24 protein-coding genes and 1 tRNA gene are annotated in these 23,998 nt (G+C 65.0%); 9 read left to right on the top strand and 16 right to left on the bottom strand.

Features of this window, described 5'->3' with window-relative positions:
- Positions 1–5 precede the first annotated feature (5 nt).
- The 3 genes from G7Y29_RS04955 to rpsA all read right to left on the bottom strand — a co-directional run bounded on the left by G7Y29_RS04955 (position 6) and on the right by rpsA (position 2,598).
- Positions 6–356, bottom strand: a complete 351-nt coding sequence (locus G7Y29_RS04955; protein WP_165004745.1) for a DUF4259 domain-containing protein — start codon at positions 354–356, stop codon at positions 6–8.
- Positions 357–411: 55 nt separating this feature from the next.
- Positions 412–1,011, bottom strand: coding sequence for a dephospho-CoA kinase (gene coaE / locus G7Y29_RS04950; RefSeq protein WP_165004743.1), 600 nt, complete (start codon positions 1,009–1,011; stop codon positions 412–414).
- Positions 1,012–1,128: 117 nt separating this feature from the next.
- The gene (gene rpsA / locus G7Y29_RS04945) at positions 1,129–2,598 is read right to left on the bottom strand and encodes a 30S ribosomal protein S1 (protein WP_165004741.1); all 1,470 of its coding nucleotides are present in this window, start codon (positions 2,596–2,598) and stop codon (positions 1,129–1,131) included.
- Between the two features lie 188 nt (positions 2,599–2,786).
- Between rpsA and G7Y29_RS04940 the strand changes: the two genes are divergently transcribed.
- Positions 2,787–3,533 (top strand): class I SAM-dependent methyltransferase, encoded by a 747-nt coding sequence (locus G7Y29_RS04940; protein WP_165004738.1) that lies wholly within the window; start codon positions 2,787–2,789, stop codon positions 3,531–3,533.
- Positions 3,534–3,616: 83 nt separating this feature from the next.
- Here G7Y29_RS04940 and G7Y29_RS04935 read toward each other — a convergent pair whose 3' ends face one another.
- The 4 genes from G7Y29_RS04935 to G7Y29_RS04920 all read right to left on the bottom strand — a co-directional run bounded on the left by G7Y29_RS04935 (position 3,617) and on the right by G7Y29_RS04920 (position 8,348).
- Positions 3,617–4,150, bottom strand: a complete 534-nt coding sequence (locus G7Y29_RS04935; RefSeq protein WP_165004736.1) for a hypothetical protein — start codon at positions 4,148–4,150, stop codon at positions 3,617–3,619.
- Between the two features lie 21 nt (positions 4,151–4,171).
- A complete protein-coding gene (locus G7Y29_RS04930; RefSeq protein WP_165004734.1) occupies positions 4,172–5,212 on the bottom strand; it encodes a winged helix DNA-binding domain-containing protein in 1,041 nt (346 codons plus the stop codon).
- Entirely contained in the window at positions 5,196–7,832 is a 2,637-nt protein-coding gene (gene polA, locus G7Y29_RS04925) for a DNA polymerase I (RefSeq protein ID WP_283248424.1), read from the bottom strand. Before polA ends, G7Y29_RS04930 begins: the two co-directional genes overlap by 17 nt.
- A 442-nt stretch (positions 7,833–8,274) precedes the next feature.
- A tRNA-Leu gene (locus tag G7Y29_RS04920) sits at positions 8,275–8,348 on the bottom strand.
- A gap of 60 nt (positions 8,349–8,408) precedes the next feature.
- Between G7Y29_RS04920 and G7Y29_RS04915 the strand changes: the two genes are divergently transcribed.
- From G7Y29_RS04915 to G7Y29_RS04890, 6 genes are read left to right on the top strand one after another with little or no spacing between them, the layout of a single operon-like run.
- Entirely contained in the window at positions 8,409–8,921 is a 513-nt protein-coding gene (locus tag G7Y29_RS04915; protein ID WP_165004732.1) for an SRPBCC domain-containing protein, read from the top strand.
- Positions 8,922–8,947: 26 nt separating this feature from the next.
- Entirely contained in the window at positions 8,948–9,634 is a 687-nt protein-coding gene (gene trhA / locus G7Y29_RS04910) for a PAQR family membrane homeostasis protein TrhA (protein ID WP_165004730.1), read from the top strand.
- 51 nt (positions 9,635–9,685) lie between these two features.
- Positions 9,686–10,138, top strand: coding sequence for a hypothetical protein (locus G7Y29_RS04905; protein WP_165004728.1), 453 nt, complete (start codon positions 9,686–9,688; stop codon positions 10,136–10,138).
- The gene (locus G7Y29_RS04900) at positions 10,138–11,049 is read left to right on the top strand and encodes an ABC transporter substrate-binding protein (protein WP_165004726.1); all 912 of its coding nucleotides are present in this window, start codon (positions 10,138–10,140) and stop codon (positions 11,047–11,049) included. The genes G7Y29_RS04905 and G7Y29_RS04900 overlap by 1 nt, the downstream gene beginning before the upstream one ends.
- Positions 11,049–11,969 carry an amino acid ABC transporter permease gene (locus G7Y29_RS04895; RefSeq protein ID WP_165004724.1) on the top strand — a complete coding sequence of 307 codons (921 nt, stop codon included), beginning with the start codon at positions 11,049–11,051 and terminating at the stop codon, positions 11,967–11,969. Before G7Y29_RS04900 ends, G7Y29_RS04895 begins: the two co-directional genes overlap by 1 nt.
- A gap of 3 nt (positions 11,970–11,972) precedes the next feature.
- Complete coding sequence (locus tag G7Y29_RS04890; protein WP_165004722.1) at positions 11,973–12,737, top strand: amino acid ABC transporter ATP-binding protein; 765 nt, start codon at positions 11,973–11,975, stop codon at positions 12,735–12,737.
- Between the two features lie 36 nt (positions 12,738–12,773).
- Here the strand turns inward: G7Y29_RS04890 and G7Y29_RS04885 are convergent, their stop codons facing one another.
- The 7 genes from G7Y29_RS04885 to G7Y29_RS04855 are packed head-to-tail and all read right to left on the bottom strand — an operon-like array spanning position 12,774 to position 19,875.
- Positions 12,774–13,520, bottom strand: coding sequence for a sulfite exporter TauE/SafE family protein (locus G7Y29_RS04885; RefSeq protein ID WP_165004720.1), 747 nt, complete (start codon positions 13,518–13,520; stop codon positions 12,774–12,776).
- Positions 13,517–13,993, bottom strand: a complete 477-nt coding sequence (gene coaD / locus G7Y29_RS04880; RefSeq protein WP_165004718.1) for a pantetheine-phosphate adenylyltransferase — start codon at positions 13,991–13,993, stop codon at positions 13,517–13,519. Before coaD ends, G7Y29_RS04885 begins: the two co-directional genes overlap by 4 nt.
- The gene (locus G7Y29_RS04875) at positions 13,990–14,562 is read right to left on the bottom strand and encodes an RsmD family RNA methyltransferase (RefSeq protein WP_165004716.1); all 573 of its coding nucleotides are present in this window, start codon (positions 14,560–14,562) and stop codon (positions 13,990–13,992) included. The genes coaD and G7Y29_RS04875 overlap by 4 nt, the downstream gene beginning before the upstream one ends.
- A 19-nt stretch (positions 14,563–14,581) precedes the next feature.
- Positions 14,582–16,684, bottom strand: a complete 2,103-nt coding sequence (locus tag G7Y29_RS04870) for an ATP-dependent DNA helicase RecG (RefSeq protein ID WP_165004714.1) — start codon at positions 16,682–16,684, stop codon at positions 14,582–14,584.
- Positions 16,685–16,688: 4 nt separating this feature from the next.
- A complete protein-coding gene (locus G7Y29_RS04865) occupies positions 16,689–18,209 on the bottom strand; it encodes a DAK2 domain-containing protein (protein ID WP_165004712.1) in 1,521 nt (506 codons plus the stop codon).
- Positions 18,210–18,220: 11 nt separating this feature from the next.
- A complete protein-coding gene (locus G7Y29_RS04860; RefSeq protein WP_165004710.1) occupies positions 18,221–18,892 on the bottom strand; it encodes a uracil-DNA glycosylase in 672 nt (223 codons plus the stop codon).
- Positions 18,874–19,875 (bottom strand): thiamine-phosphate kinase, encoded by a 1,002-nt coding sequence (locus tag G7Y29_RS04855; RefSeq protein WP_165004708.1) that lies wholly within the window; start codon positions 19,873–19,875, stop codon positions 18,874–18,876. The genes G7Y29_RS04860 and G7Y29_RS04855 overlap by 19 nt, the downstream gene beginning before the upstream one ends.
- On the opposite strand from G7Y29_RS04855, the gene G7Y29_RS04850 reads away from it, so the two are divergent.
- Positions 19,874–20,812 carry a DUF3515 domain-containing protein gene (locus G7Y29_RS04850; protein ID WP_165004706.1) on the top strand — a complete coding sequence of 313 codons (939 nt, stop codon included), beginning with the start codon at positions 19,874–19,876 and terminating at the stop codon, positions 20,810–20,812. The genes G7Y29_RS04855 and G7Y29_RS04850 overlap by 2 nt on opposite strands.
- On the opposite strand, the gene G7Y29_RS04845 is transcribed toward G7Y29_RS04850, so the two are convergent.
- Together G7Y29_RS04845 and G7Y29_RS04840 are read right to left on the bottom strand one after the other, a co-directional pair.
- Entirely contained in the window at positions 20,769–21,833 is a 1,065-nt protein-coding gene (locus G7Y29_RS04845; RefSeq protein ID WP_165004704.1) for a D-alanine--D-alanine ligase family protein, read from the bottom strand. The genes G7Y29_RS04850 and G7Y29_RS04845 overlap by 44 nt on opposite strands.
- Before the next feature lie 20 nt (positions 21,834–21,853).
- Positions 21,854–22,852, bottom strand: a complete 999-nt coding sequence (locus tag G7Y29_RS04840) for an NAD(P)H-dependent glycerol-3-phosphate dehydrogenase (protein WP_165004702.1) — start codon at positions 22,850–22,852, stop codon at positions 21,854–21,856.
- A gap of 119 nt (positions 22,853–22,971) precedes the next feature.
- Between G7Y29_RS04840 and G7Y29_RS04835 the strand changes: the two genes are divergently transcribed.
- Positions 22,972–23,997, top strand: a complete 1,026-nt coding sequence (locus tag G7Y29_RS04835) for an NUDIX hydrolase (RefSeq protein WP_165004700.1) — start codon at positions 22,972–22,974, stop codon at positions 23,995–23,997.
- Position 23,998 lies beyond the last annotated feature (1 nt).

The following is a 23,998-nucleotide window of genomic DNA, read 5'->3' as shown; positions in this document are numbered from 1 at the left end:
CGGGGTTAGCGCACGACCTTGTTCGTGGCGGCCAGCCACTGCTCCAGCTCGCCAGCGTCCTTCCACATGTCGTACAGCTCGGAACCGGTGGGCGCGACAGCTTCGCGCACCCTGGCCTCGATCCAGCGGCGGTCCTTGAAACCGAACTCATACGCACGAGCGCTCTCGAACTGGGCCGGAACGTACCCGTTCACTACCGCCGCGAGAGCGACGAGCACCTGCAGCTGCTCGGTGTCCAGGCGGGACTGCTCGCAATCGAAACGGAACTGGTCCATGCGGAATGTGCCGTCGGCGAGCTGCCGGACGGCGTCGAAGGCGATGTCGTTGTCGAAAGGGCCCCAGTTCCACGTTCCCATGCGTGGCAACGCTATCCCACCGTCCTTAATGGGATCTAGCCAATAGTTTAACGGTTCATAACATCTTCTCTATATATTCGACGAGTTCGTTCACCTGCGGCTCGAGCTCCGTGAGCGGGCCGTTGTTATCGATCACCACATCGGCGCGCGCCTTTCGCGTGGCATCGTCAATCTGGCGCGCGATGCGGTTTCGCGCGTCCTGCTCCTCCAGGCCGCGGCTGCGCACGAGCCGCCGGACGCGTTCTTCCGCATCGGCATCGACTACCACGGTCACATCCATTGACTCGTCCAGCCCAAGTTCTATCAGCAGCGGCATGTCGTACACGGCCGCCCGCGCCCCCTCCTTCTCGAACTGAGCTAATCGACGCTCCGACTCACGCCGTATCGCGGGATGGGTAATCCCGTTAAGTTTCTGCGTCTGCTCTTCGCTGGAGAAGGCCCTGCGCGCAAGCTCCGCCCGGTCGAGGACACCGTTGTCATCGAGTATGTCGGTCCCGAAAACCTCTGCAACCTCCTGGAGGACGGACGAGCCTGGCTCCATGTTGTCGCGCGCCACCTGGTCCGCGTCGACAACGGGGTAGCCCGCATCGCGCAACATCGCCGCCACGGTCGACTTGCCGCTGCCAATCCCGCCTGTCAGTCCGATTCTGATCATGCGGACGATACTAGTGCGCCTCGAGTTGTCTGCCCCACAAAATGCAAATGCTTTACGTCCCCGACGACAAAACCCCGCCAGGTGAATACCTGGCGGGGTCCTGCGGGTTCCTAAATGTTAGTTGCCGGCAAGCTTGTCGCGGAGTGCGGCGAGCTGCTCATCGGAGGCGAGGGAGCCACCGATGGACTCCTCCGAGTCGGATGCTGCCGGAGCTGCAGCGTCAGCGGACTCGGACGAGTAGTTCGACTGGTCCTCACCCTTCTCAGCTGCCTCTGCGGCAGCCGCGCGGTGGCGCTCGATCTGGGCAGTGTGGGCCTGGTGGCGGCGCTCTGCCTCAGCGTAGCGTGCCTCCCACGCCTGGCGGGCCTCGTCGAAGCCCTCCATCCACTCGTTGGTCTCCGGGTCGAAGCCCTCCGGGAAGATGTAGTTGCCCTGATCGTCGTAGGAGTCGGCCATGCCGTAGCGGGACGGATCGAACTCTTCCGTGTAGTCCTCGTCAGCCTGCTTGAGCGACAGGGAGATGCGGCGGCGGTCCAGGTCGATGTCGATGACCTTGACCATGACCTCCTCGCCGACGCCCACAACCTGGTCCGGAACCTCCACGTGGCGCTGAGCCAGCTCGGAGATGTGGACGAGACCTTCGATGCCCTCCTGGACGCGGACGAACGCGCCGAACGGGACGAGCTTGGTGACCTTGCCCGGCACAATCTGGCCCACAGCGTGGGTGCGGGCGAAGACGCGCCACGGATCCTCCTGGGTCGCCTTCAGCGACAGGGAGACGCGCTCGCGGTCGAGATCGACGTCGAGAACCTCGACGGTGACCTCGTCGCCGACGGTGACAACCTCGGACGGGTGATCGATGTGCTTCCAGGACAGCTCGGAAACGTGAACCAGGCCGTCAACGCCGCCGAGATCGACGAAGGCGCCGAAGTTGACGATGGAGGAAACGACACCCTTGCGGACCTGGCCCTTCTGCAGCTGGTGCAGGAAGTCGGAGCGGACCGCGGACTGGGTCTCCTCCAGGTACGCGCGGCGGGACAGGACCACGTTGTTGCGGTGCTTGTCCAGCTCGATGATCTTCGCCTCGAGCTCCTGGCCGATGTAGGGGTCCAGGTCGCGAACGCGGCGCATCTCGACGAGGGAAGCCGGCAGGAAGCCGCGCAGCCCGATGTCGAGGATCAGGCCGCCCTTGACAACCTCGATGACCGTACCGGTGACCGGCTGGTCGTTGCTCTGCAGCTCCTCGATGGTGCCCCAGGCGCGCTCGTACTGTGCGCGCTTCTTGGACAGGATCAGGCGGCCTTCCTTGTCCTCCTTGGTCAGGACAAGTGCGTCAACCTCGTCGCCGACCTCGACAACCTCGTCCGGGTCGATGTCGTGCTTGATGGAGAGCTCGCGGGTCGGGATGACGCCTTCGGTCTTGTACCCGATGTCGAGGAGAACCTCGTCGTGGTCGACCTTAACGACGGTGCCGGTGACGATGTCGCCATCATTGAAGTACTTGATGGTCGCGTCTACTGCGGCGAGAAAGTCCTCAGCGCTGCCGATGTCATTGATGGCAACCTGGGGTGCGTTGGAAGTGGGCATATTTGTAAAGTGCTCCGAAAAGATAGGAGATCGAAAATGGACATGGGCGTATCTCTCACTGCTGGTGATCTCATCTCGGGCGCAGCTCAGCCCTCCTATTCAGCCGAAACCGCCCCTCAACGCAGATACGCTCTTGATAGAGTAGTCATTTTGACCAGCTAGAGCAAATAAACGGGAGGTCAACAACGGTGCCATCCCCGTCCCGCGCGAACCGGTCCTTCTGGGATGCTGACGCCGCACGCTACCACGCCGAGCATGCCACCTACCTTGACGGGTTCTACTGGTGTCCGGAGATGTTGTCCGAGGCCAATGCGCACTTGCTTGGCGACGTCTCGACCAGCGCCGTCCTCGAAATCGGGTGCGGCTCCGCACCGTGCGCCTCGTGGCTTGTCGAGCATGGCGCAGGCTTTGTCGCCGCGTTCGATATTTCGGCCGGGATGCTGGCACGGGCTCGTCGCAAAGCCGCGCTGACCCAGGCAGACGTGCTCGCTCTCCCCTACCGCGACGCTGTGTTCAACGTCGCATTCTCCGCCTTCGGCGCGCTGCCCTTCGTCCGCGACCTCGACGCCGCACTTGCCGAGATCCACCGCGTTCTCGCACCCGGTGGGCGCTTTGTCTTCTCCGTCACGCACCCGATGCGCTGGGTTTTCCCCGACGATCCCGCTTCACTGACGGCCGAAATCAGTTACTTCCAGCGCGAGTACGAGGAGCGCGACGATGCCGGCAACCTGACGTACGCGGAATACCACCGCACGTTCGGTGACTGGGTCCGCGCGCTGCGTTCGAGCGGCTTTTCGCTTCTCGACGTCCTCGAGCCCGCGTGGCCGGACGACCTCGACGCCTCCTGGGGCCAGTGGTCACCAGAGCGCGGGCGAGTTTTCCCGGGCACGGCGATTTTTGTGTGCGAGAAGCCCGATCCTGCTGCGTTGGACTAACCGCCTGCGGCGTCGGAAGACGTCAGCGGAAAAACCGCACATTTCTCGCGCTCACAATGCGTTGACGTCTTCCCTGGTGTGGACTAAATCGGGGATTGGACGGAGTGCCAATACGCCGGGCCGGGACCCGAGTAGTCTGCACCGACCGTTTTTTCGTTACCTGGTTCGTGACACCGCAGCGTATCTCCGGCAGACGACTTGAAGCAGTCAATTGTGTAGGTCTCGCCCGTCACCGGGCTGGCAACCTGAAGTCCGCGGACGGAGTCAAGGGCCGTTACAGTCGGGTCTTTAGTAACCGGTGCGTAAGTTGCCGAAGTAGCCACCGGGTAAATAGCTCGCGCGAACTCGCACGATGTCGCGGTGTATGCCGTGACCGTAATACCGTTTTCCATAGTTCCGCAGTCTCCGCCGACCTGGCTGGCCGGGATAGAGGTCTGCTTCTCAGCAGTCTCAGGCCGCTCACCTGGGCCGGCGCTAGCCTGCTCCTCAGGCGTTTCAGGGTCGACGTATGCGATGGTGGTCATTGTCACCGTTTGCGGACCCGCCTCACCCTGCGCACCGCACCCGGCGAGTGCGAGAACGGAAAACGCGGAGATGGCTGACAGGGACTTTCTCATGTACAGCATCGTAGGGCGAGATTAAACCGCTGTCGCAGGAAGTACGGGAAAATCTCTGAACTTGCGGCGAATTCCGGGCATCGCGTACTTCGGTAGCCCGCCGACATCCTCGACGGCGAGTGTGCCGCCCGCGCCCCTCCATGTCCCGCGCACTATGCCGTCGACCACGATGGACTTGCGGAACACACCCATGTTGCTCGGCACAAGATGGGTGTGCACGTCTTCGCTCATGGCGTAGAGGCGGTCCTTGTAACCGAGGATGTATTCGTCGAAGGCTGGCAGCAAATGCGGGGTGCGGAAGGCTGAGGCGGGTGCGCCAGCAAGGGCGTCGATAAGCGAGGCGTGGAAGTAGTCGCCATCGTTGTCGATGAATCCGTCACCGAGGCTGTCGAGAGCCGTGCGGATCTCGCGCACCGGCAGCTTCGACCACCATGCAACGTCGTCGAAGGTGACTGGGCCCCGCGTGGCGACGTAGCGGCGCACCACCTCGTTGACGGCCTCCTGGCGCTCCCCGTTGAAGCGCTCGGCGATGCCGGGGGCGTCCGGCGCGGGGCCGAGGAGCTGGGCAGACCCGAGATAGGCGCAGCTCCCGTCGACAAGAAAGAGGTAGCGGGGGCGGTAAATCATCGCCGGTTCGGGCACACCCCCGGCAACTCGGGTGACAATCTCCTTGAGCTGCGCGTTGCTGACGGGCCCGTCGAGCAAGACTGCCTCGCGGATTTCGTCGACCTGGGCGGGGCTGACACCAGCGGCTTCGCAGTTGCGCAGGGCGCGTTCGGCGGCGGGCTTTGCCAGTAACTGGGTCATCCACCGCATGTCCTCGGCGAGGCCGACGAAAACGGTACCGCGCATGGGGTAGGCGCGGATGATGTCGTGGCGGTCCAGCGCCTGGGCAACAGAGTCGATGCCGCCGGTGGTGCGCAGCGCGATCGAGGAGAACACCGTAGGTTCTTGGCCCTGCATGAGCCCGAACGCGCCCACAGCTTCACTAGCGGTGGCCCAGCCCTGGCCGACCAGTCGCTGGGAGAGCAGGCGGGCGCGGGCTCTAGTGCGCTGCCTCATCCCAGTTCGCTCCCGTGCCCGCCGACACCTCCAGCGGCACGAGCAGGGTGATGGCGGAATCCATTTCGCGCTCGACGATCTCGCGGACTTCATCGAGCTCGCCCGGGGCAACTTCGACGACAAGTTCATCATGGACTTGCAGCAGCACGCGGGATTGGAACGGCTCGAGAGCATGGTCGACGCGGATCATAGCCACCTTGATGATGTCCGCGGCAGAGCCCTGGATCGGAGCGTTGAGTGCCGCGCGTTCGGCGTTCTCGCGCGCGACGCGGTTGTCGCTGGTCAGCTCCGGCAGGTAGCGGCGGCGTCCGAAGACCGTGGATGTGTAGCCGTCGCGACGCGCCTGCTCGACCACGTCAGCCAGGTAGCGCTTCACGCCGCCGAAGCGCTCGAAGTAGTTTTCCATGATGCTCTTCGCCTCCCCGGCGGAGATGGAGAGCTGGTTGGACAAGCCGTAGGCGGACAGGCCGTACACCAGGCCGTACGACATGGCCTTGACCCGTCGGCGCAGTTCCGGGGTGACCTGGTCGATGGGCACGTTGAACACGCGCGAGCCGACAAAGTTGTGCAGGTCTTCGCCCGCGCGGTACGCCTCGATAAGGCCCTCGTCGGCGGAGAGGTGGGCCATCACGCGCATCTCGATCTGCGAGTAGTCGGCGGTGAGTAAGCGCTCGTAGCCCGTGCCGACGGTGAAGGCGGAGCGGATGCGGCGGCCGGCCTCCGTGCGCACAGGGATGTTCTGGAGGTTCGGGTCCACCGACGACAGACGCCCAGTGGAGGCGACGGTTTGTTTGAAGGTGGTGTGAATCCGGCCGTCACCAAGCACGGCCTTGATCAGGCCCTCGATGGTGGACTTCATCTTCTGGTACTCGCGATGCGCGAGCAGTTTGTCCAGGAAGGGGTGGGGGTTCTTCTCCGCCAGCGCCTCAATCTCCCCCGCGGCGGTGGAGTAACCGGTCTTGGTCTTCTTCGTCTTGGGCAGGTTGAGCTTGTCGAAGAGCACCACGGAGAGCTGTTTGGGGCTCGACAGGTTCAACGCGGGCTCGTCGACAAGCTGCCGCGCCTCCTCCTCTACCCCGGCGACCTTGGCGGTGAAGTCTCCCAGCTGTTCGTTGAGCACATCGAGGTCGACGGCAATGCCTGCATTCTCCATCTCCGCGAGGATGGAGACTAGTGGCAGCTCGAGGTCGGCATAGAGCTCGTAGGAGTCGATCCCGCGCAGCTGGGACGCAAGTTCTTCGGCGAGTTCAAGGACGGCGACGGCGGAGTCGACCAGTGATGTATCACCGAGCAGGCTGAGCTGGTCGCCCCCCTGCGCGAGCTGGCGTTGCAGGTGGCGCTGGTAGACATCAGCGAGCTCGTAGGTGCGCTGGCCGGGACGTAGCAGGTAGGCGGCAATCGCAGTATCGTGCGCGATGCCCCCGAGGGTGATGCCGCGGCCCTTGAGCATGTGGAACGCGGCCTTACCATCATGCAGAAACTTCGGGTCCTCGGACTCGGCCCAGCGCTTAAAGGCCGCGTCTTCTGCGGGGGAGAGCTCACTGGCCTCCTTCTGGATGCCGCGGCGTTGCTTGTCGACGACCGCCAGCGCCGACACGTCCCCGCGGCCCGGCGCGCCGCTGCCGGTCAGATACAGGGCGAGACCTTGACCCTTGCGCTCCTCAAGCCACTCGTCGAGCGGCACGTCGTTGATCTCGACCTCGGCGAGCTCGACTGCCGGTTCCGGCGCCGCACCGTCGGTGGGGACGGCGGCAAGCACCCGCTCGCGCAGATTGACTCCGAACTCGAGCTTGTCGAAGGAGGCGGCCACGGCCGACACGTCTGCGGGCTTAAGCTCCAAGTCCTCAGGGCCGACGGGCAGTTCGACATCTGTGACCATCTGCGTCAACTCCCGGTTCAGGCGGACTTGGTCGACACGTTCGCGGAAGTTGCTGCCGGCCACGCCTTTGATCTCCTCGGCGTGGCTGATGAGCCCTTCGAGATCGCCGTACTGTGCGATCCATTTGGTAGCGGTCTTCTCCCCCACCTTCGGCACCGACGGGAGGTTGTCGGACGGATCCCCGCGAAGCGCCGCGAAGTCCGGGTACTGCACCGGGGTCAGGCCGTACTTCTCCTCCACGGATTCCGGAGTAAAGCGCGTCATATTGGAAACGCCGCGCATCGGGTAGAGCAGGGTCGTTGCACCGTCGACAAGCTGGATGTAGTCGCGGTCGCCGGAGACGAGCACGATCTCGAAATCACCTGCGGCCCGCGCCTCGGTGACCAGGGTGGCCACGATATCGTCCGCCTCGAAGTTCTCCTTGGACAGGGTCACGATGCCGAGCTCGCCCAAAATGTCCTCGATGATCGGGACCTGGCCCTTGAACTCCGGCGGAGATGCCTCGCGCTGCGCCTTATACTCCGGAAACCTCTCAGTGCGGAACGTCTTGCGGCCGACGTCGAACGCAACGGCGGCGTGCGTCGGGTTCTCCTCGGCGAGGATGTTGGAGAACATCGAGAGGAAGCCGTACACCGCGTTGGTGTGCTGGCCGCCCGAGGTGGAGAAGTTCTCCGCCGGAAGCGCGTAGAAGGCCCGGAATGCCATGGAGTGGCCGTCGATAAGCAGAAGGCGTTGAGTCACGCCGACTAGTCTAGCGAGCGCGCCGAGTGGACCCGTCCTAGTTCCGCTTCGATGCCAACGGACGAGTAAGTCGTGTATTCAAAACTGGAATCCTTGGGGGTACGGTCGCAAGTAGTATGATTGCCGCACCGGAATCCCTGGGTGCATCTCTAGCGATGGGTGCGGTTGTCGCGGGTCGGAGTGGAACGCACTAAACTCATGTGAAGTGCCCCGGGTTTTGTTCCTAGGCTTGTGCCTTGATTTCCATTATTTCGTGAGCCGGGTTGTGCCCCCAAAACTCCGCCTCAACCTCAGCCGGTGTGCGATAGCCGAGACTTTGGTGAGAAGTCGCCTGTGGAACGAAAAAAGGGACCCGAAGGTCCCTGTGGTTCGTGCCGCGAGGGTTAGAGCGTAGTTTCCTGAAAAAATTGGGAAACTTTTCCGAAACCCCCGCCCGCTTGTGTGCCCCAGGTGAGACTCGAACTCACACTGGACGGGTTTTGAATCCGTTGCCTCTGCCAATTGGGCTACTGGGGCGTGCTGAATCATCTTAGCGCAGCGCAATACCCGCGCGAAAATCCAGATACCATCGGCGCCATGACCGAGCACACTATCGATCCGATCCCCACCGGAATCCTGAACCGCCAGCCCGCCGCGTGCGACCTCATGCTTTCACGCGATGTACCCGTCGACGCCGCCGCCGCGTGGACGTTTCTTACCAACCCAGAGAAGACCGCGCTCTGGTACGGCCACTGGGTAGGTACGGGCGAGCTGGATAAACCGGTGCGCATTTCTATGGCGTTCGAGAACGGGGACAACATCGTCGAGATGATCCCCACCGAGTGTGACAGACCGAGCCGGCTCCGGCTCGTGTCCCAGGGTGGTTTCGCCTGGGATGTCGCGTTCGACCTGACGCAGGAGGCGGAGGGCACGAAGATCCTTTTCACTCACTACGACGTCGACCTCGACCAGCTCCACGAGATCGGCCCGGGATGGGAATTTTACTTAGACCGGCTCGTTGGGGCGGTCGTCGATAAGCGAATGCCCGCGTGGGACGCATACTTCCCCGCCCAGCAGAATTATTACCGCGCGTTAACCTCTGGCAACTGAACCTACGTCCGCGTAGCCTTAACTGAGTGACCACAATCGAGCGAACCTACACGGTGGCGGACCGCGGCGATCGTCCCGCCACCCGCGGCTGGGCTCACCTCATCTCCGCTTTCCTCGCTGCAATCGCCTCCGCCGTCCTGATTACCTACGCATGGATGACACTGACCCCACCCCAGATAGTCAGTGTCAGCGTCTACTGCGCGGGACTCATCCTCCTGTTCGCGGTCTCCAGCCTCTACCACCGCTGGCCGTGGAGGTCCGCCGCCACAGTGCAGTGGTGGCGGCGGGCAGACCACGCCACCATAGCCGTCTTCATCGCGTCGACGTACACGCCGATCTGCGTCATTTTACTCCAGCGCCCGCACTCCACCTGGATGTTGGTGTTTGCGTGGGCGGGCGCGATCATGGGGGTGATCCTCAACATGGTGTGGATCACCCACCCGCGCTGGCTGGCTGTGCTCGTTTACCTCATTCTCGGTTGGCTCGTCGTGCCCATTATCCCGGTCTTATGGCGCGAAACCGACCCCGCCGTAGTCTGGCTCTTATTCTTGGGCGGTGTCGCCTACACAGTGGGCGCCATCATGTATGGGTTCAAGTGGCCGGGCCGCCACGCGCGCATCTACGGCTACCACGAGCACTTCCATACGCTCACCATCGTGGCGGCGGTACTCCACCTCATCGCGGTGTGGATCATTGTGGTCCAGGCGGGGTAAGAATGCCCAAATAATTGGGCAAACCTTACAGGCGATGGTTATTATGCACCCATGCGTAAATCCCTAACCGCAGCAGCAACCGCCCTCGCCCTTGTTGCCACGGCGGTGCCCGCCGTCGCCCAATCTGACAACGCCGAGAGCTCCGTCGAGGGCTTCGGCACGGACACGTACCAGAACCTCTCCTCCGAAAGCGAAGGCGCCCAGGAAGCGAGGGAGACCGTCCAATCTAGTAACTGGATGGGCAAAGCGCTCGGCTCCTCCGAAAACGACACGCCGGTGCTCGACGCCTGGGTCAGCGGATCATCACTGCCGAACTCGCTCAACCCCGTCGACCTCGCCAACCGTGAGATCGTCGCGTCATCCAAATTGTTCTCGGGCGACGTGGTTCTCAGTGCACAGGGGTCCAGCGAGCTGACGGGTAGCTATTTCATTTGGGGACTCATCGTGCTTGCTATCGGCCAGGCCATCGAGCTCGTCATGCGCGGCCTCCGGCTGGTGCAATAATGGCTCCCGCGCGTGGCCTTCGCCTGGCGGCCACCATCAGCGGGCTCGCCGCAGTTGCGGCACTGACCGGCTGCGTCACCAACACCGAGGGCGGAACCCCTGAGGGGTGGGAGCCGATCATGCCGGGCGAGGTTCCCGACATCGCCGCAATGGTGCCCGAGAGCACCGCCGTGGACGGAAAACTCTCCATCGGCACCAACCCTCCGTTCGCGCCGTTCGAGTTCAAGAACTCCGAGGGCAACCTCATCGGCGTCGAACTCGACCTCGGCCGCGCCGTCGCCTCCGTCATGGGCCTCGAGTTCGACCCGCAGGAGATGGATTTCTCCATGATCTTGCCCGCTGTGCAGGCCGGCAGCATCGACGCAGGCATGTCCGGGTTCACCGACACGCAAGAGCGCCGCGAGAGTTACGACTTTGTCAATTTCCTCTCCGCCGGCATCCAGTGGGCGCAGAAACCTGGCGATGACGTGGATCCAGCGAACCCGTGCGGATTAACAGTGTCGGTGCAGCGCACCACCGTGTCCGAAACTGACGACGTCCGACCCAAGTCCGACGCATGCGTCGAGCGCGGTGAAGAACCCATCACCGTGCTGTCCTTCGACACCTCCGACAATGCTGCGCTCGCCGCACTGACGGGCCGCGCCGATGCGTTTAGCGCCGACTCCCCCGTCACCGCATGGGCCGTGGAACGCTCCGGTGGCGAGCTCGAACTCGTCGGCGACATGTTCGACGCGGCGCCTTACGGTTTTGCGGTGAACAAGGATTCCGAGCTGGCGCCCGCGATGGCGGCCGCGATGCAGCACCTGATCAACACCGGTGAATACGCGCGCATCCTCAAGCAGTGGAACATCGAGTCCGGTTTGTTGGAAGAAGCGCTGATCAACGAGCAGCCCGTGGAAGGAAATATGTAATGAGCACACCAGAGCGCATTCAAGCCACACCTCTGCGCCACCCCGGGCGATGGGTCCTTGCGGCCGTCATCGTCGCCCTGGCGGCCTGGTTCGTCATCGGTGCCGCGCGCAACGAGGCATACGGCTGGGACACGTATTTCCGCTACCTCTTCGACACCCGCATCGCCACCGCCGCGCTTCACACCCTCGCCATCACTATCCTGGCCATGGCGCTGGGTGTGATCGGCGGCGTGATCCTCGCGGTGATGCGCATGTCGCCCAACCCCGTCTTCAAGGCCGTGGCATGGGTGTTCCTCTGGGTCTTCCGCGGGACCCCGGTGTACGTCCAGCTGATTTTCTGGGGGCTCATCGGTTCGATCTACGACACCATCAACCTCGGCGTTGTACAGGTCCCGCTCGAGCCGTTCACGTCGTCGGCGTTCATGCTCGCCGTCGTGGGGCTGGCACTCAACGAGGCGGCGTATATGGCCGAGATCGTGCGCTCCGGCATCTCTTCTGTGCCCGAGGGACAGGTCGAGGCGTCGAAGGCGCTCGGCATGAGCTGGACGCAGACGATGCGCCGCACGGTGCTGCCGCAGGCGATGCGCATTATCATCCCGCCGACGGGCAACGAGTTCATCTCCCTGCTCAAAACCTCATCCCTTGTGGTCGCCGTTCCGTACTCGCTCGAGCTCTACGGCCGCTCCATGGACATCGCCGCCGCTCTCTTCGAGCCGGTGCCGATGTTGCTCGTCGCCGCCACCTGGTATCTGGCGATCACGTCGATCCTCATGATCGGCCAGCACTACCTGGAGAAGTACTTCGACCGCGGTGCCACGCGCCAGCTCACCGCCCGTCAACTGGCCAGCCTCGCCGACGCCGAAGGAACCATCCCGCACAACGTGCAGATCATCGAAGCCACCGAGCGAAAGGGCCGCTAAACCATGACTTCTCCCATGATCCGTGCCATTGACGTCTGGAAGTCGTTCGGCAACCTCGACGTACTCAAGGGCATCACTCTGGATGTGGCCCCGGGTTCGGTGACCTGCCTCGTCGGCCCGTCCGGCTCCGGCAAGTCCACGTTCCTGCGCTGCGTCAACCACTTGGAGAAGGTCACCGCGGGCCGCCTTTACGTCGACGGCGAACTCATCGGCTACCGGGAACGCGACGGTGTGCTCCACGAAATGTCCGAAAAAGACGCGGCCGCCCAACGCCGCGACATCGGCATGGTGTTCCAGCAGTTCAACCTCTTCGGCCACCGCACCGTGCTGGAGAACATCATCGAAGCCCCCATCCACGTCAAGGGCTTGCCCGCTGCAAAGGCCAAGGAGCGGGCGATGGAGCTGCTCGCCATGGTCGGCCTCGAATCGAAGGCGGGCGCTTACCCGATCCAGCTCTCGGGTGGCCAGCAGCAGCGCGTCGCCATCGCGCGGGCGGTGGCGATGGAGCCCAAACTCATGCTTTTCGACGAGCCCACTTCCGCGCTCGACCCCGAACTAGTGGGCGAAGTCTTGAGCGTGATGAAGCGCCTCGCCGAAGACGGGATGACCATGCTCGTTGTCACCCACGAGATGAACTTCGCCCGCGAGGTGGCCGACAAGGTCGCGTTCATGGCCGACGGCCGCATCGTCGAGTACGGCGCCCCCGCCCAGGTTTTGGACAACCCGCAGCAGGAGCGTACTCAGTCGTTCCTCTCGACCCTGTTTTAAAGTGCGTTAGCGCTTCGGAGATCCTAGCCCGGGTGGCTAGAGCATGCCAGCGCCGCCGCGCACAAGCGCAGTCACTCCCCCGAGCACGGCTAGGGTCAGCGCGATAGCGTGGGCTTTGCCGCTGGGCACGTGGGGGGAGATTCTCACACCGAGGAAGATCCCGCCCGCCATGGCGATGCCGCCGGAGACCCACAGGACAGGGTCGACCGCGGCGAGGTCAGCGGCGCCGGTCAGCTCCTTCATGGCGAAAGACACGGCACCGCCCACCATGAAAATCGGCTGCAGAGTGGCGGCGTAGGTCCGCTGATCCCAGCGCGCCGCCTGCGAGTACACGGTGATAGCGGGTCCTGCGACACCGGCCAGGGTGTTCATGAAGCCGCCGATCACACCGGATACGGCCGCGGGCACGCGGCCCTCGACGACCGGGACAAAGCGCTTGCCCAGCGTGACCACGCTCAACGCGATGAGGAGGATCACGCCGACGATGACGAGGAGCACATCCGTCGATACGGCGCGGATGAGGAACGCCCCGGGCACTGCCCCCAGGACTAGGTAGGGGGCGATAGACGCGAACTTGCTCCAGTCAACGCGATCGCGCACGGTAAGCGTTGTCAGAGCCGCATTAGCGGTGGCCAATACGTTGACCACGAGCACACCCTCCACCGGGCCGATCAGCAACGACAAAATTGGGGCCGCAATGAGCCCCACTCCCATGCCCGAGATCCGCTGCAGGCAGGAACCGACGAGGATCGCCAGGAACAGTCCGATCGCCGCGGCGGTCACCTGTATTTTTCCTTCATGGCTTCCAGGACGAGGTCGGGCACGAGGCCAGTCACATCGCCGCCGTACTTCACCACCTCCTTGCACAGCGACGAGGAGGTGTAACCGAACTTCTCGTCGGTGAGAAGAAAGTATGTGTCCACCCCGGAGAGCCGGCGGTTCATCTGCGCCATCGGGAGTTCATACTCGTAATCAAGCGACGAGCGCAAACCCTTCACCAGCGCCGTGATGTGGTGGGCGGTGGTGTAATCCACCAGCAGGCCGCCCCAGAAGTCGACGCGGATGTTCGGGACGTCGCCAAGCACTTGCTCGATGAGCTCCACGCGCTCGTGCACGGTAAACAACCCCGAGGTCTTGGTCGGGTTGCCGGTGACGAGAACGACGACTTCGTCGAAGTGTTTCGCGGCGCGGGCGAAAATATCGAGGTGGCCGTTGGTGACCGGGTCGAAGGAGCCGGGGCATACTGCGGTGGTCATGTCACATTCCTTTCGTAGACGGCCATGTCCATGCGGGCGATGCCGTAGAGCCGCTTCTTCAGCTTCTGCGTCGTCGGGGTGAACGCGTCGGGCCAGGCGGTTTCGGGACTGTCGCGGTGGCGCTCGACGACGACCGCCGCGCCGCTGACGAGCGCGGGCTCTAGTGCTGCGAGCATGTCCGCGACGGATTCGTCCGCGAGCGCGTAGGGCGGGTCAGCGAGCACCATCGAAAAATAGTTTTTCGGCGCCCGGGCGAGGTAGGTGGAGACCTTGACCGGCTCGATGCTCACCTTCGGGTGGCCGACTACTCCCGCGTTGAACTCAATGACTTGCACGGCACGCGGGTCGTTCTCGACGAGCACAACCTCCGCCGCGCCGCGCGACGCCGCCTCCAAACCCAGGGCGCCGGAACCCGCGAAGAGGTCGAGAACCGTCTGGCCGACGAACCCGAAGCGGACCTGCAGCGAGGAGAACAACCCTTCCCTCGCCCGGTCGGATGTCGGGCGCGTCCCCTCTGGCGGGACCTTGATCTTGCGGCCGCGGGCCTCGCCGGAAATGATGCGGTTCATACGTCACACTCTAACTCTGTCAGCTCTTGTCTATGTACTCCCACTCCTCCGGCACGGTGGACAAAAGCGCATCCTTGGCGCGGCGGGCAAGCTCGGGATGCTGCTCGACAAAAATCTCGGCGTCGTCGTAAGCACGGCGAACAATGTCGTAGTCGTCGACCAAATTGATCAGACGCAGCGTGCGCTTGCTGCCGGACTGATTCACCCCCAGGATGTCGCCCTCCTGGCGGCTGCGCAGGTCTAGCTCGGCGAGCGCGAAGCCATCCGACGTCGCGGCTACCTGGCGGACCCGCTCGAACGCCGATGTCCCCTCTTCAGCGAGCGTGTGGAACAGGCACAAGGAAGCGTTGCCGCCGCGGCCCACGCGCCCCCGTAACTGGTGGAGCTGGCTTACCCCGAAATGCTCCGACTCGCGCACCATCATCACAGTCGCGTTGGGCACGTCAACGCCGACCTCGATGACAGTCGTGGCGACGAGCACGTCGGTCCCACCCGCGGCGAAGTCCCCCATCACCGCGTCCTTCTCCTCCCCTTTCATCCGGCCGTGGAGCACACCGACGCTGAGGCCATCGAACTGGGTCGCGGCCAGCACCTCGGCGGTGTCGAGGACACCGCCGTCGCCGTCGATACGCGGGCACACGATATAAGCCTGATGGCCTGCGGCGGCCTCTTCGCGGATCTTCTCCCACGCTCTCATGACCCAGTTCGGCTTGAACTCGGGGACCAGTGACGACAGGATCGGTTTGCGCCCGCCCGGCAGTTCGCGCAACGTCGAGATCTCCAAGTCACCGAACACCGTGATCGCCATGGTGCGCGGGATCGGCGTGGCCGTCATCACCAGAAGATGGGGCGGATTTTCCCCCGACTTCGCGCGCAGGGCGTCGCGCTGCTCCACGCCGAAACGGTGCTGTTCATCGACCACCACAAGGCCGAGGCGGAAGAACTCCACGCCCTCCTGGATAAGCGCGTGGGTGCCCACGACGATATCGGCCTCGCCCGAGACGATCTTCAGCAACGCATCCTGGCGGCGCGCCGCGCTCATGGAACCGGTCAGGGCAACCACGCGGGTGGGCAGCCCGGCGCGCATCGTCGTCTCCTGCAGGGAGCGCGCGTGCTGCAGCGTGAGCACCTCCGTAGGCGCGAGCAGGGCGCACTGTGCGCCGTTGTCAACGGCCTGCAGCATGGCCAGCAGACTCACGATCGTCTTGCCGGAACCCACCTCACCCTGCAGCAGGCGGCTCATCGGGCGCTGGCGCTCCATGTCGGAGGTGATTTCCCCGAGGACGAACTTCTGCCCGTCCGTCAGGGGGAACGGCAGGTGTCTGACGAGTTTGTCCATGTCACCGCCGCGCACGTGCGGGAGCGCGGCCGCTCCCTCGGTGGCGCGCTCGGCGCGGCGCACGGCCATGACCAGCGCGATGCCGCTGGCCTCCTCGTACTTTAGACGTTTGCGCGCGGCGTCGGGTCCCGCGGGCCCGGGTTCGTGGATGCCGCGGATCGCCCTGTCCAGGGACTTGTACCCGATAGGCGTGAAGCCCAGCGGTTCTTCCACCTTTGGCAGAGTCGCCAGAACAGCATGAACCGCGCCCATAATCGTCCACGTGCTCACCTTCGACGACGCCGGGTACAGGGGCAGCCACTCGCGACCGGAAAGGATCTCCTCCAAGTCACCGAAGTGCGAGAGCTGTTTGAGTGCCCCGGTGGCCTGGGTGGGTCCGTCGAGAAGCACGAAATCCGGATGCTGGAGCTGCGGGGTCTGCCGGTAGTAGCTGAGCTTCCCTGTCAGCATCACTCGCTTTCCCTCGGTGAGCACGCGCATCGCGTACTGGGAGCCGAAGAACGTCGCCCCGATAGCGTGGTGGCCGTCGTTGACGGTGATTTTGTAGATCGGTTTACCGCCGCGAGGGATGCGCTGCGCGTTCACAACGTGGCCGATCACACTGACGGTGTCACCCTCGCGGGTGCCCTCGAGCGCACTGCCCGAACCATAGTGCAGGTACTTGCGCGGGTAGTGGCGCAGCAGGTCGCCGCACGTTTCCATGCCGAGGTGCTTGTGCAGGGCGCGGGCCTGCTTAAGGGGGATGACAACGTTGAGCGGGCGCGAATCGATGGTCCCCAGCACGGTGCTACTCCACCCCGATCTCCGCCACCGCACCCAGGCCGTCGGCCGGGTAGACGTGAACCTCGGCGCCCAGCTTCTCTGTGAGGGTGTCGCTGTCGAGCTCGGGGATCTCCAGTGGGTCGAACAGTACGGAGACGAGCTCGCCGCCGTGCTCCAACAGGCGCGCGCAGGCTGTCGCCACGGCATCGTGGGGCTCACCTTGGAAGGATGAGGTTTCACCGTAGGCGGTGACCGTTACCTGACCTTTGACCCGCTGAATTACGGCAGTGCGCATCTCACCTGCGGCCTCCGACATGGTGAAGGCGACGGTGGCCAGCGGCTGGGTGGCGTCGTACACCGCCAGGGCGGCGATGCCCGAAACCAGCCGCACGGTGGGCAGCACCGTTAGCGTCTGCTCTAGTGCGCGCGCGGCCTTTTCGACGTCGACCAGGCTGGTGTTGCCCATCAACCCGTTGGGTAGGAGGATCACCTCACTGGCGTGCGACTCGCGGATTACCTCGAGGAGCCTTTCACCGGTGACGTCGGGATTGCCGCCCGGCGCGACGGTAACCGCGCCCGCAGTGGAGTACAGCTCGGTGAGCGAACCGGGAGGCGTGACCGCCACGATCAGGCGTTCGGGACTGCCCGCACCCACGTCGGTCGGAAGAATTTCGAGGCGCAGTTCGCTGACGCTGCCTAGCGCAAACGCGGCCTCAATGAGCTCCCCGGCGTTGTAGGAGTGGACGTGCACCTTGCCCATACTCTCCTCGTCACCCTCGGCGCCCCCGGCGCGGGCGATGACCAGGCTGTCGCCCCCGAGCTCGAGCAACTTCCTCTCCAGCGCGTCGAGGGGGCCGCGGAAGATGAACATGATCTCTAGGTGGGCCTTCCCACCAGGGGCGTCGACCAAGGGCACGTAGTCCTCGCCCTCGACTCCGGTCACCTCGTTGGCGAGCTGTTCGAGCAGGATCACGAGACCGGTGCCGCCAGCGTCGACCACACCTGCTTCGCGCAAGGCCGCGAGCTGCGACGGGGTGTCGGCGAGCGCATCGCGGGCCGCATCGCGGGCGGCCAGTACAACGTCCTCAAGGGTGCCGTCCTGCGCAGCGGTCGCCGCCTCAGCGGCTGCGCGCAGCACCGTCACCACCGTGCCTTCGACTGGGTCCGCGATGGCCCTGTCGACGAACTGCACCCCCGCGCTCAGCGCCTGCGCTACGACGTGGCCGGACAACGCCCCGTCGCCCGCTGACTGGGCAACGCCGCGGATTACCTGGGAGAGCACGACCCCGGAGTTGCCCCGAGCCCCGCGCATGCTGCCCACCGCCAGCGCCTCGGCCACGTCGCGCGCCGAGGCCCCCGGCTCGAGCTTCGCGGCCTCGGAAACGGCCGCGGCCATGGTGTGCGCCATGTTGGATCCGGTGTCCGAATCCGGGACCGGAAACACGTTGAGCCGGTTGATCTCCACCCTGCGCCGTTCGAGCTCTGCCGCTGAGCGCTGCGCCCAGGACAGGAGCCGGGCGCCGTCGAACAAGGGTGGGTTAACCATGGCAACCGAGTTTACAACGCCCAGTCGACACCGCTGTCACCCTGCTGCGCCAGAAGCTCGTTGGCGCGCGAGAACGGCCGCGACCCGAAGAAACCGCGGCTGGCGGACAGCGGCGACGGGTGTGCGGACTCGATGCGCGGAGTGTCGCCGAGGAATGCCGCGGCGGTCTGCGCGTCGCGGCCCCACAGGATGGCAACTAGCGGTGCCTCGCGGGCGGCCAGCGCCCTGATCGCCGTCTCTGTCACGGCCTCCCATCCTTTGCCGCGGTGCGACGCGGGTTGGCCCGGCCGGACCGTGAGCACCCTGTTGAGCAGCAGGATTCCCTGCGCCGCCCAGCTGCTGAGGTCGCCGTCCCGCCGGGGCGGCACGCCCAGGTCATCGTTGAGCTCCCTGTAGATGTTGACCAGGGAGCGCGGCGGGGCGACCCCCGGCTGGGTAGAAAAACTCAGGCCCATGGGGTGGCCCGGCGTGGGGTACGGGTCCTGGCCGAGGATGAGCACGCGCACCTCATCGAAGGGGTCGGCGAAAGCGCGCAGGATGTCGTTGCCGCGCGGGAGGTACTCGCGCTCGGCCCGCAGAAAGTCGCCCATGGCGTGGATGCGCTCGGCAACGGGCTCCAGCGGCTCCTGCCACGATTCGTGGACGGGCAGGGGGTGATCGGCAATCACGAAAAGCTCTCCCATCCCCCGGTGTAGGCGGGGGCTTGACCGCCGACCAACACTCCGGCGCCTTTGCGGACGCTACCGATCGTGCGGAAACCCACTGGCGCCGAGCCTTCGATGGTTCCCAACAGGGTGTGGTCCTCGCCCCCAGAGAGCACCCACTGCCACGGGTCAACCCCCAGGAGCTCACCCGCCGCGACCTGCAGCTCGTCGGGCGCGAGTGCGGCGGCATCAAGGTCGATCAACACGTTCGAGCGCGACGCCACGGTGCCGATGTCGTGGATGAGGCCGTCCGAGTTGTCCGTCATCGCCGTCGCCCCCGCGGCGCGCGCGATCATTCCCCGGCCGGGCGTCACATCCGGCGTCTGGTAGGCGTGGGCGAGCGGGTGCAACTTCTCCGGGATGTCTCGACCCGACTGCAGAAGCGCCAGTCCCGCTGCGGAGTAACCGATCCGCCCGTGGGCCACGACACGCTGCCCCGGTTTCGCGCGCCGCAGCTCGAGGGCGGGGAGGCTGCCCCCGAGCGAGCCGACCGCCGAGATCGACAGCACCAGGCCCGGGCCACTTGTGACGTCGCCGCCGACGAGCTCCGAGGAGTACTCCGACACCTTCGACTGGATTCCGGCAGCCAATTGCCGCACCACGTCGAGGGGCAGCTCCGGCGGCGCGGAGAACGCCAGCACTGCCGCGATCGGGCGCGCACCCATGGCCTCAATGTCGGCGAAGTTCTGGACCACGGCCTTGCGCCCCACGTCGAAAGGCGTGGTCAGATCAGACGTGAAGTGGCGACCTTCCACCAGCATGTCGGTGGTGACCACGACCCGCGAATTCGGCACCGCCGGGGTGAGCACAGCCGCGTCATCGCCGTTGAAGGTCGAGGGGGCGGCGTCGACAATTGCGCGGATGACCTCGTGCTCGCCCACCTCGCCCAAGGTCGGCCCCTCTGCCGGAAAACCTGTGTGAATCACGGGTGACGTGGGCCTTTCGTTAGACTGCTTGATCATGAGCAAGGATCCCTCCATCCCGGTCAACAAAACGTTTGTGGTGGTCAGCCTCGTCCTCGCGGCCGCGCTGATCGTGGGAGTCCTCGCCGGTGCCAAAGTCTACTTCAACCGGGTCGCGCTCCAGCCGGTGTCCATGCCCGAGCTGCCCTCGCCCGCGGCGGGTTCCCCGGAGTGCACCTCGCTTATCGACGCCCTGCCCGACGAAATCCTCGGCCACCGCCGCGCCAGACTGGCAGAGCCCGCGCCTGCCGGGGCGGCGGCGTGGCAGTCGTCGTCACACGAGCGCATCACGCTGCGCTGCGGCGTTGACATGCCGCTGCAATACAACGAGTACACCCCCACGTTCGAGGCGGGCGGAGCGCAGTGGATGCGTATCGACGATCCCGTCACCGGTTCGGACCTGAGCACCTGGTACACCACAGACCGCTCCCCCGTGCTTGCCGTGACTGCGGACCGGCAAGCTGTGGGCGGAGACCCTGTAGCGCAGCTCAACGCCGGAGCACTGCCGCGTTCCGAGCACGACCCTGCACCCGCACCCCTGTCGCAGCTCGCCGCTGGTCCTGCCGCCGACGGGACCTACTGCGGTGATCTCCAGGAGGCTCTGCCCGACTCCATCGCCGAGGGATACAACCGCGTCTCCTCCGAGGAAGGCGCCATCGTGTGGCAGGCCGAGGGCAAGGAACCGATCGTGGTCAGGTGCAACGTCGCCCACCCGGAGAACTACCAGCCGGGTCTGCAGCTTTACCAGATCAACGGGGTGACCTGGTTCGAGGACACCCAGCTCTCCCCCAGTCCCGGCGCGTCGACGTGGTTCGCCCTCGGGCGCGACGCGGTCGTCGCCGCACACCTGCCCCAGGGCGAAGGAAACGCCGCGGTGACCGCGCTGTCGGAGGCTATCGAGGCGAGCCTGCCGGCGCGGCAAGCGCAGTCTGAATAAGGGTGTCCAGAAGCTCCGGGTAAGAAACACCGGAAGCCTGCCACACCTGAGGGTACATCGAGATGGATGTGAACCCCGGCATGGTGTTGACCTCGTTGAGTACAGGGCCGCGCTCGGTGAGGAAGAAATCCACCCGCGACAGGCCGCGGCATCCCAGCGCGTTGAACGCCGTAATCGCGAGCGCGCGGAGCTGTTCCGTTTGCGCTTCGCCGTACGGTGCCGGGATAGTGGCGGTGACGCCGTCGTCGAGGTACTTCGTCTCGAAGCCGTAGAAGCCCTCCTCGCTGTCACCCGTGCCGTTGAGCTTGGCGGGTAGCGATGCTTCGCGGCGGCCGTCCGGGTATTCGAGCACGCCGACCTCGACCTCGTCGCCGACGAGCTCCGCCTCTACGATGACCTTGCCGTCGGACTCGCGCGCCAGCGCAACGGCCTCATCGAGCTCACCCCAGTCGCTGACCTTGGACACGCCGATCGACGATCCGCCGCTTGCGGGCTTAACAAAGACTGGAAGACCGAGGCGCTGTTTCTGGGCGTCGCCAAGCGTTTCACCCTGGCGGAGAATCACTTCGTCGGTGACGGCGATACCCGCCGACGAGACGATCAACTTGGTGTACTCCTTGTCCATCGCGCACGCCGACGCCAACACGCCCGGGCCGACGTAGGGCAGACCGGAGAGCTCGAAGAACCCCTGGATTGTGCCGTCCTCGCCGAACTTGCCGTGCAGCACCGGGAAAGCGACGTCGACCTGGGCGACGACGTCGCCGGTTTTCACGTCCGACAAGGTTCCGCGCCGCGCCGGGTTCGCTGACAGCACGACCTCGCGGCCTCCCGGCACCTCCGGAAGCGTCGCACCGCCGACCGGGTCTAGGGTGCCGGAGACCCACGTGCCGTCGCGCGTGATGCCGACGGGGACGACCTCGTAGATGTCCTTCGGCAGTTGCGCCATGATTGCCCCGGCGGAAATGCAGGAGATGGAATGTTCGGTGGAACGGCCACCGTAAATTACTGCTACGCGAATCACGCCTCGAAGCCTACAAGGCGCTACTCCGATTTCTTCGAGCGCCCCATCAAGGCCACAATAACATCTTTCACCCCGGCGCCCTCGTGGCACACCGCGTGAACAGCGGCGGTGATCGGCATGTCCACCCCGGCTTCCTCTGCGAGCTGGTGGATCGACTGCGACGAGATGACACCCTCAGCGACCTGGCCCTTGGTGGCCTTTTTCGCTTCCTCCACGCTCGCTCCGTCGCTCAGCGCAGCACCGAACGTGCGGTTGCGCGACAGCGGCGAGGTGCACGTCGCCACCAAGTCGCCCATCCCCGCCAGGCCGGCGAATGTGCGCGGGTCCGCCCCCAGCTCGACGCCGAGGCGTGTGATCTCGGCCAAGCCGCGTGTGATCAAGGTGGCCTGGGTATTGCTCCCCAAGTTCAGGCCCGCCGACATGCCGCACGCTAGCGCAATGACGTTCTTGCACGCGCCGCCGAACTCCGCGCCGACCACGTCGGCGTTAGTGTACGGGCGCATGTACCCCGTCGCGCACGCCGCCTGCACCAGCTTCGCGCGGTTGAGGTTCGCGCACGCGATCACGGTGGCTGCAGGCTGCTCCTCGGCCACTTCGCGGGCGAGGTTGGGGCCGGTGAGCACCGCAATGCGTTCCTGGTCGGCCCCGGTTATTTCTCCGATGATCTGCGACATGCGCAGGTGGGTGCCTTTTTCGATGCCCTTGGAGATGGACACCAGCGTCGCATCCGCTGGGAGGTAGTCGCGCCATGCGGTGAGATTCTCCCTCATCGTCTGGCTCGGCACCGCGAAGACCACGATGTCGGCGCCCTCGAGGGCAAGCTGCGGGTCCGGCGTCGACGAGACCGCCGCCGGCAGCGCGACCCCGGGAAGGTAGTCCGCGTTTTCGCGAGTGGCGTTGATGGCGCTGGCGAGCTCCGCCCGCCTCGCCCACAGCACGACCGCGTTGCCCGCGTCCGCGAACACCTTGGCCAGGGTCGTGCCCCACGAGCCCGCACCCATCACGCTCACGTTAACCATCGCGTCCTCCTTGTCAGTTCGGCACCCTACCGAGATTAGCGGGACGCCCGCTCCGACACGCGCCGGGGCTCACCCGCACTCGCGCCCGGTGCGCGGCGCATTGTTTCTACAATGTCCGTATGGCTTCCAAGTCTTCAGCACCTTCCACAGCGCAACTGCACGAGACGGACAAGGACGACCGGGGGGAAATGTTCCTCACCGGCCGCCACCAGGAGATCCCGCGCCACCCGGAGCGCGAGTTCGCGAAAACGACACTGGCCGCGGGTGCGGTCCTGTGGCGCGGTGACGTCTCGGATGTCAGCAGCATTGAAGTTGCCTGCATCCATCGTCCGCACTACGACGACTGGTCGCTGGCCAAGGGCAAGGTCGACCCGGGTGAGTCCCTCGTGGCCACCGCCGTGCGCGAAATCAAGGAGGAGACCGGCTACGATGTCCGCCTGGGCAAGCTCTTGGGCAAGACGATCTACCCGGTCAAGAACACCACGAAGGTGGTCTACTACTGGACGGGCGAGGTCACCGGCGGTAAGTTCACCCCCAACAGCGAGGTCGACGAGATTCGCTGGGTGCCTCTCGACGAGGCGAAGCCGCTGCTGACCTACGACCTCGACCGCCAGGTGCTGGAGAAGGCCGAGAAGCGCTTCCGTCTGCCGGCAACCTCGCGCATCTTGTATGTGCGACACGGGCGCGCCCACGACCGCGAGAAGTGGAGCGGTGACGACAACTTGCGCCCCCTGGACAAGAAGGGCCGGCGCCAATCCGAGATGCTCGTGCCCATGCTCGCCCCCTTCTTCCCCGAACGCATCTTCTCCGCCGAACCCGACCGCTGCCAGACCACCGTCGCGCCTCTTGCTGACGAGCTCGCCCTCGACGTGACCGTGGACCAGCACTTCGGTGACAATGCCTGGATTGAGAACCAGGTGGCGTGCAAAGAGGCGTTTATGAACGTGGTCAAGCTCGGCGGCACCAGCGTCATCTGCGCCCAGGGCCACATCATGCCCGACATGATCGCGTGGCTTTCGGACTCCGGCCGGTTGCCTATCGACGCCCCCATCAACGTGAAAAAAGGAGGCGCCTGGGTCCTCTCTTTCCACGGCGAGGACCTCACCGGCGCCGACTACATGCCCTCCGCCCTCCCCGTCCGCTAGG

It is taken from the genome of Corynebacterium qintianiae, assembly GCF_011038645.2.
Classification (GTDB): Bacteria; Actinomycetota; Actinomycetes; order Mycobacteriales; family Mycobacteriaceae; genus Corynebacterium; species Corynebacterium qintianiae.
The sequence above is the reverse complement of the archived record's forward strand: the minus strand, read 5'-3'. Positions and strand labels throughout refer to the sequence as shown.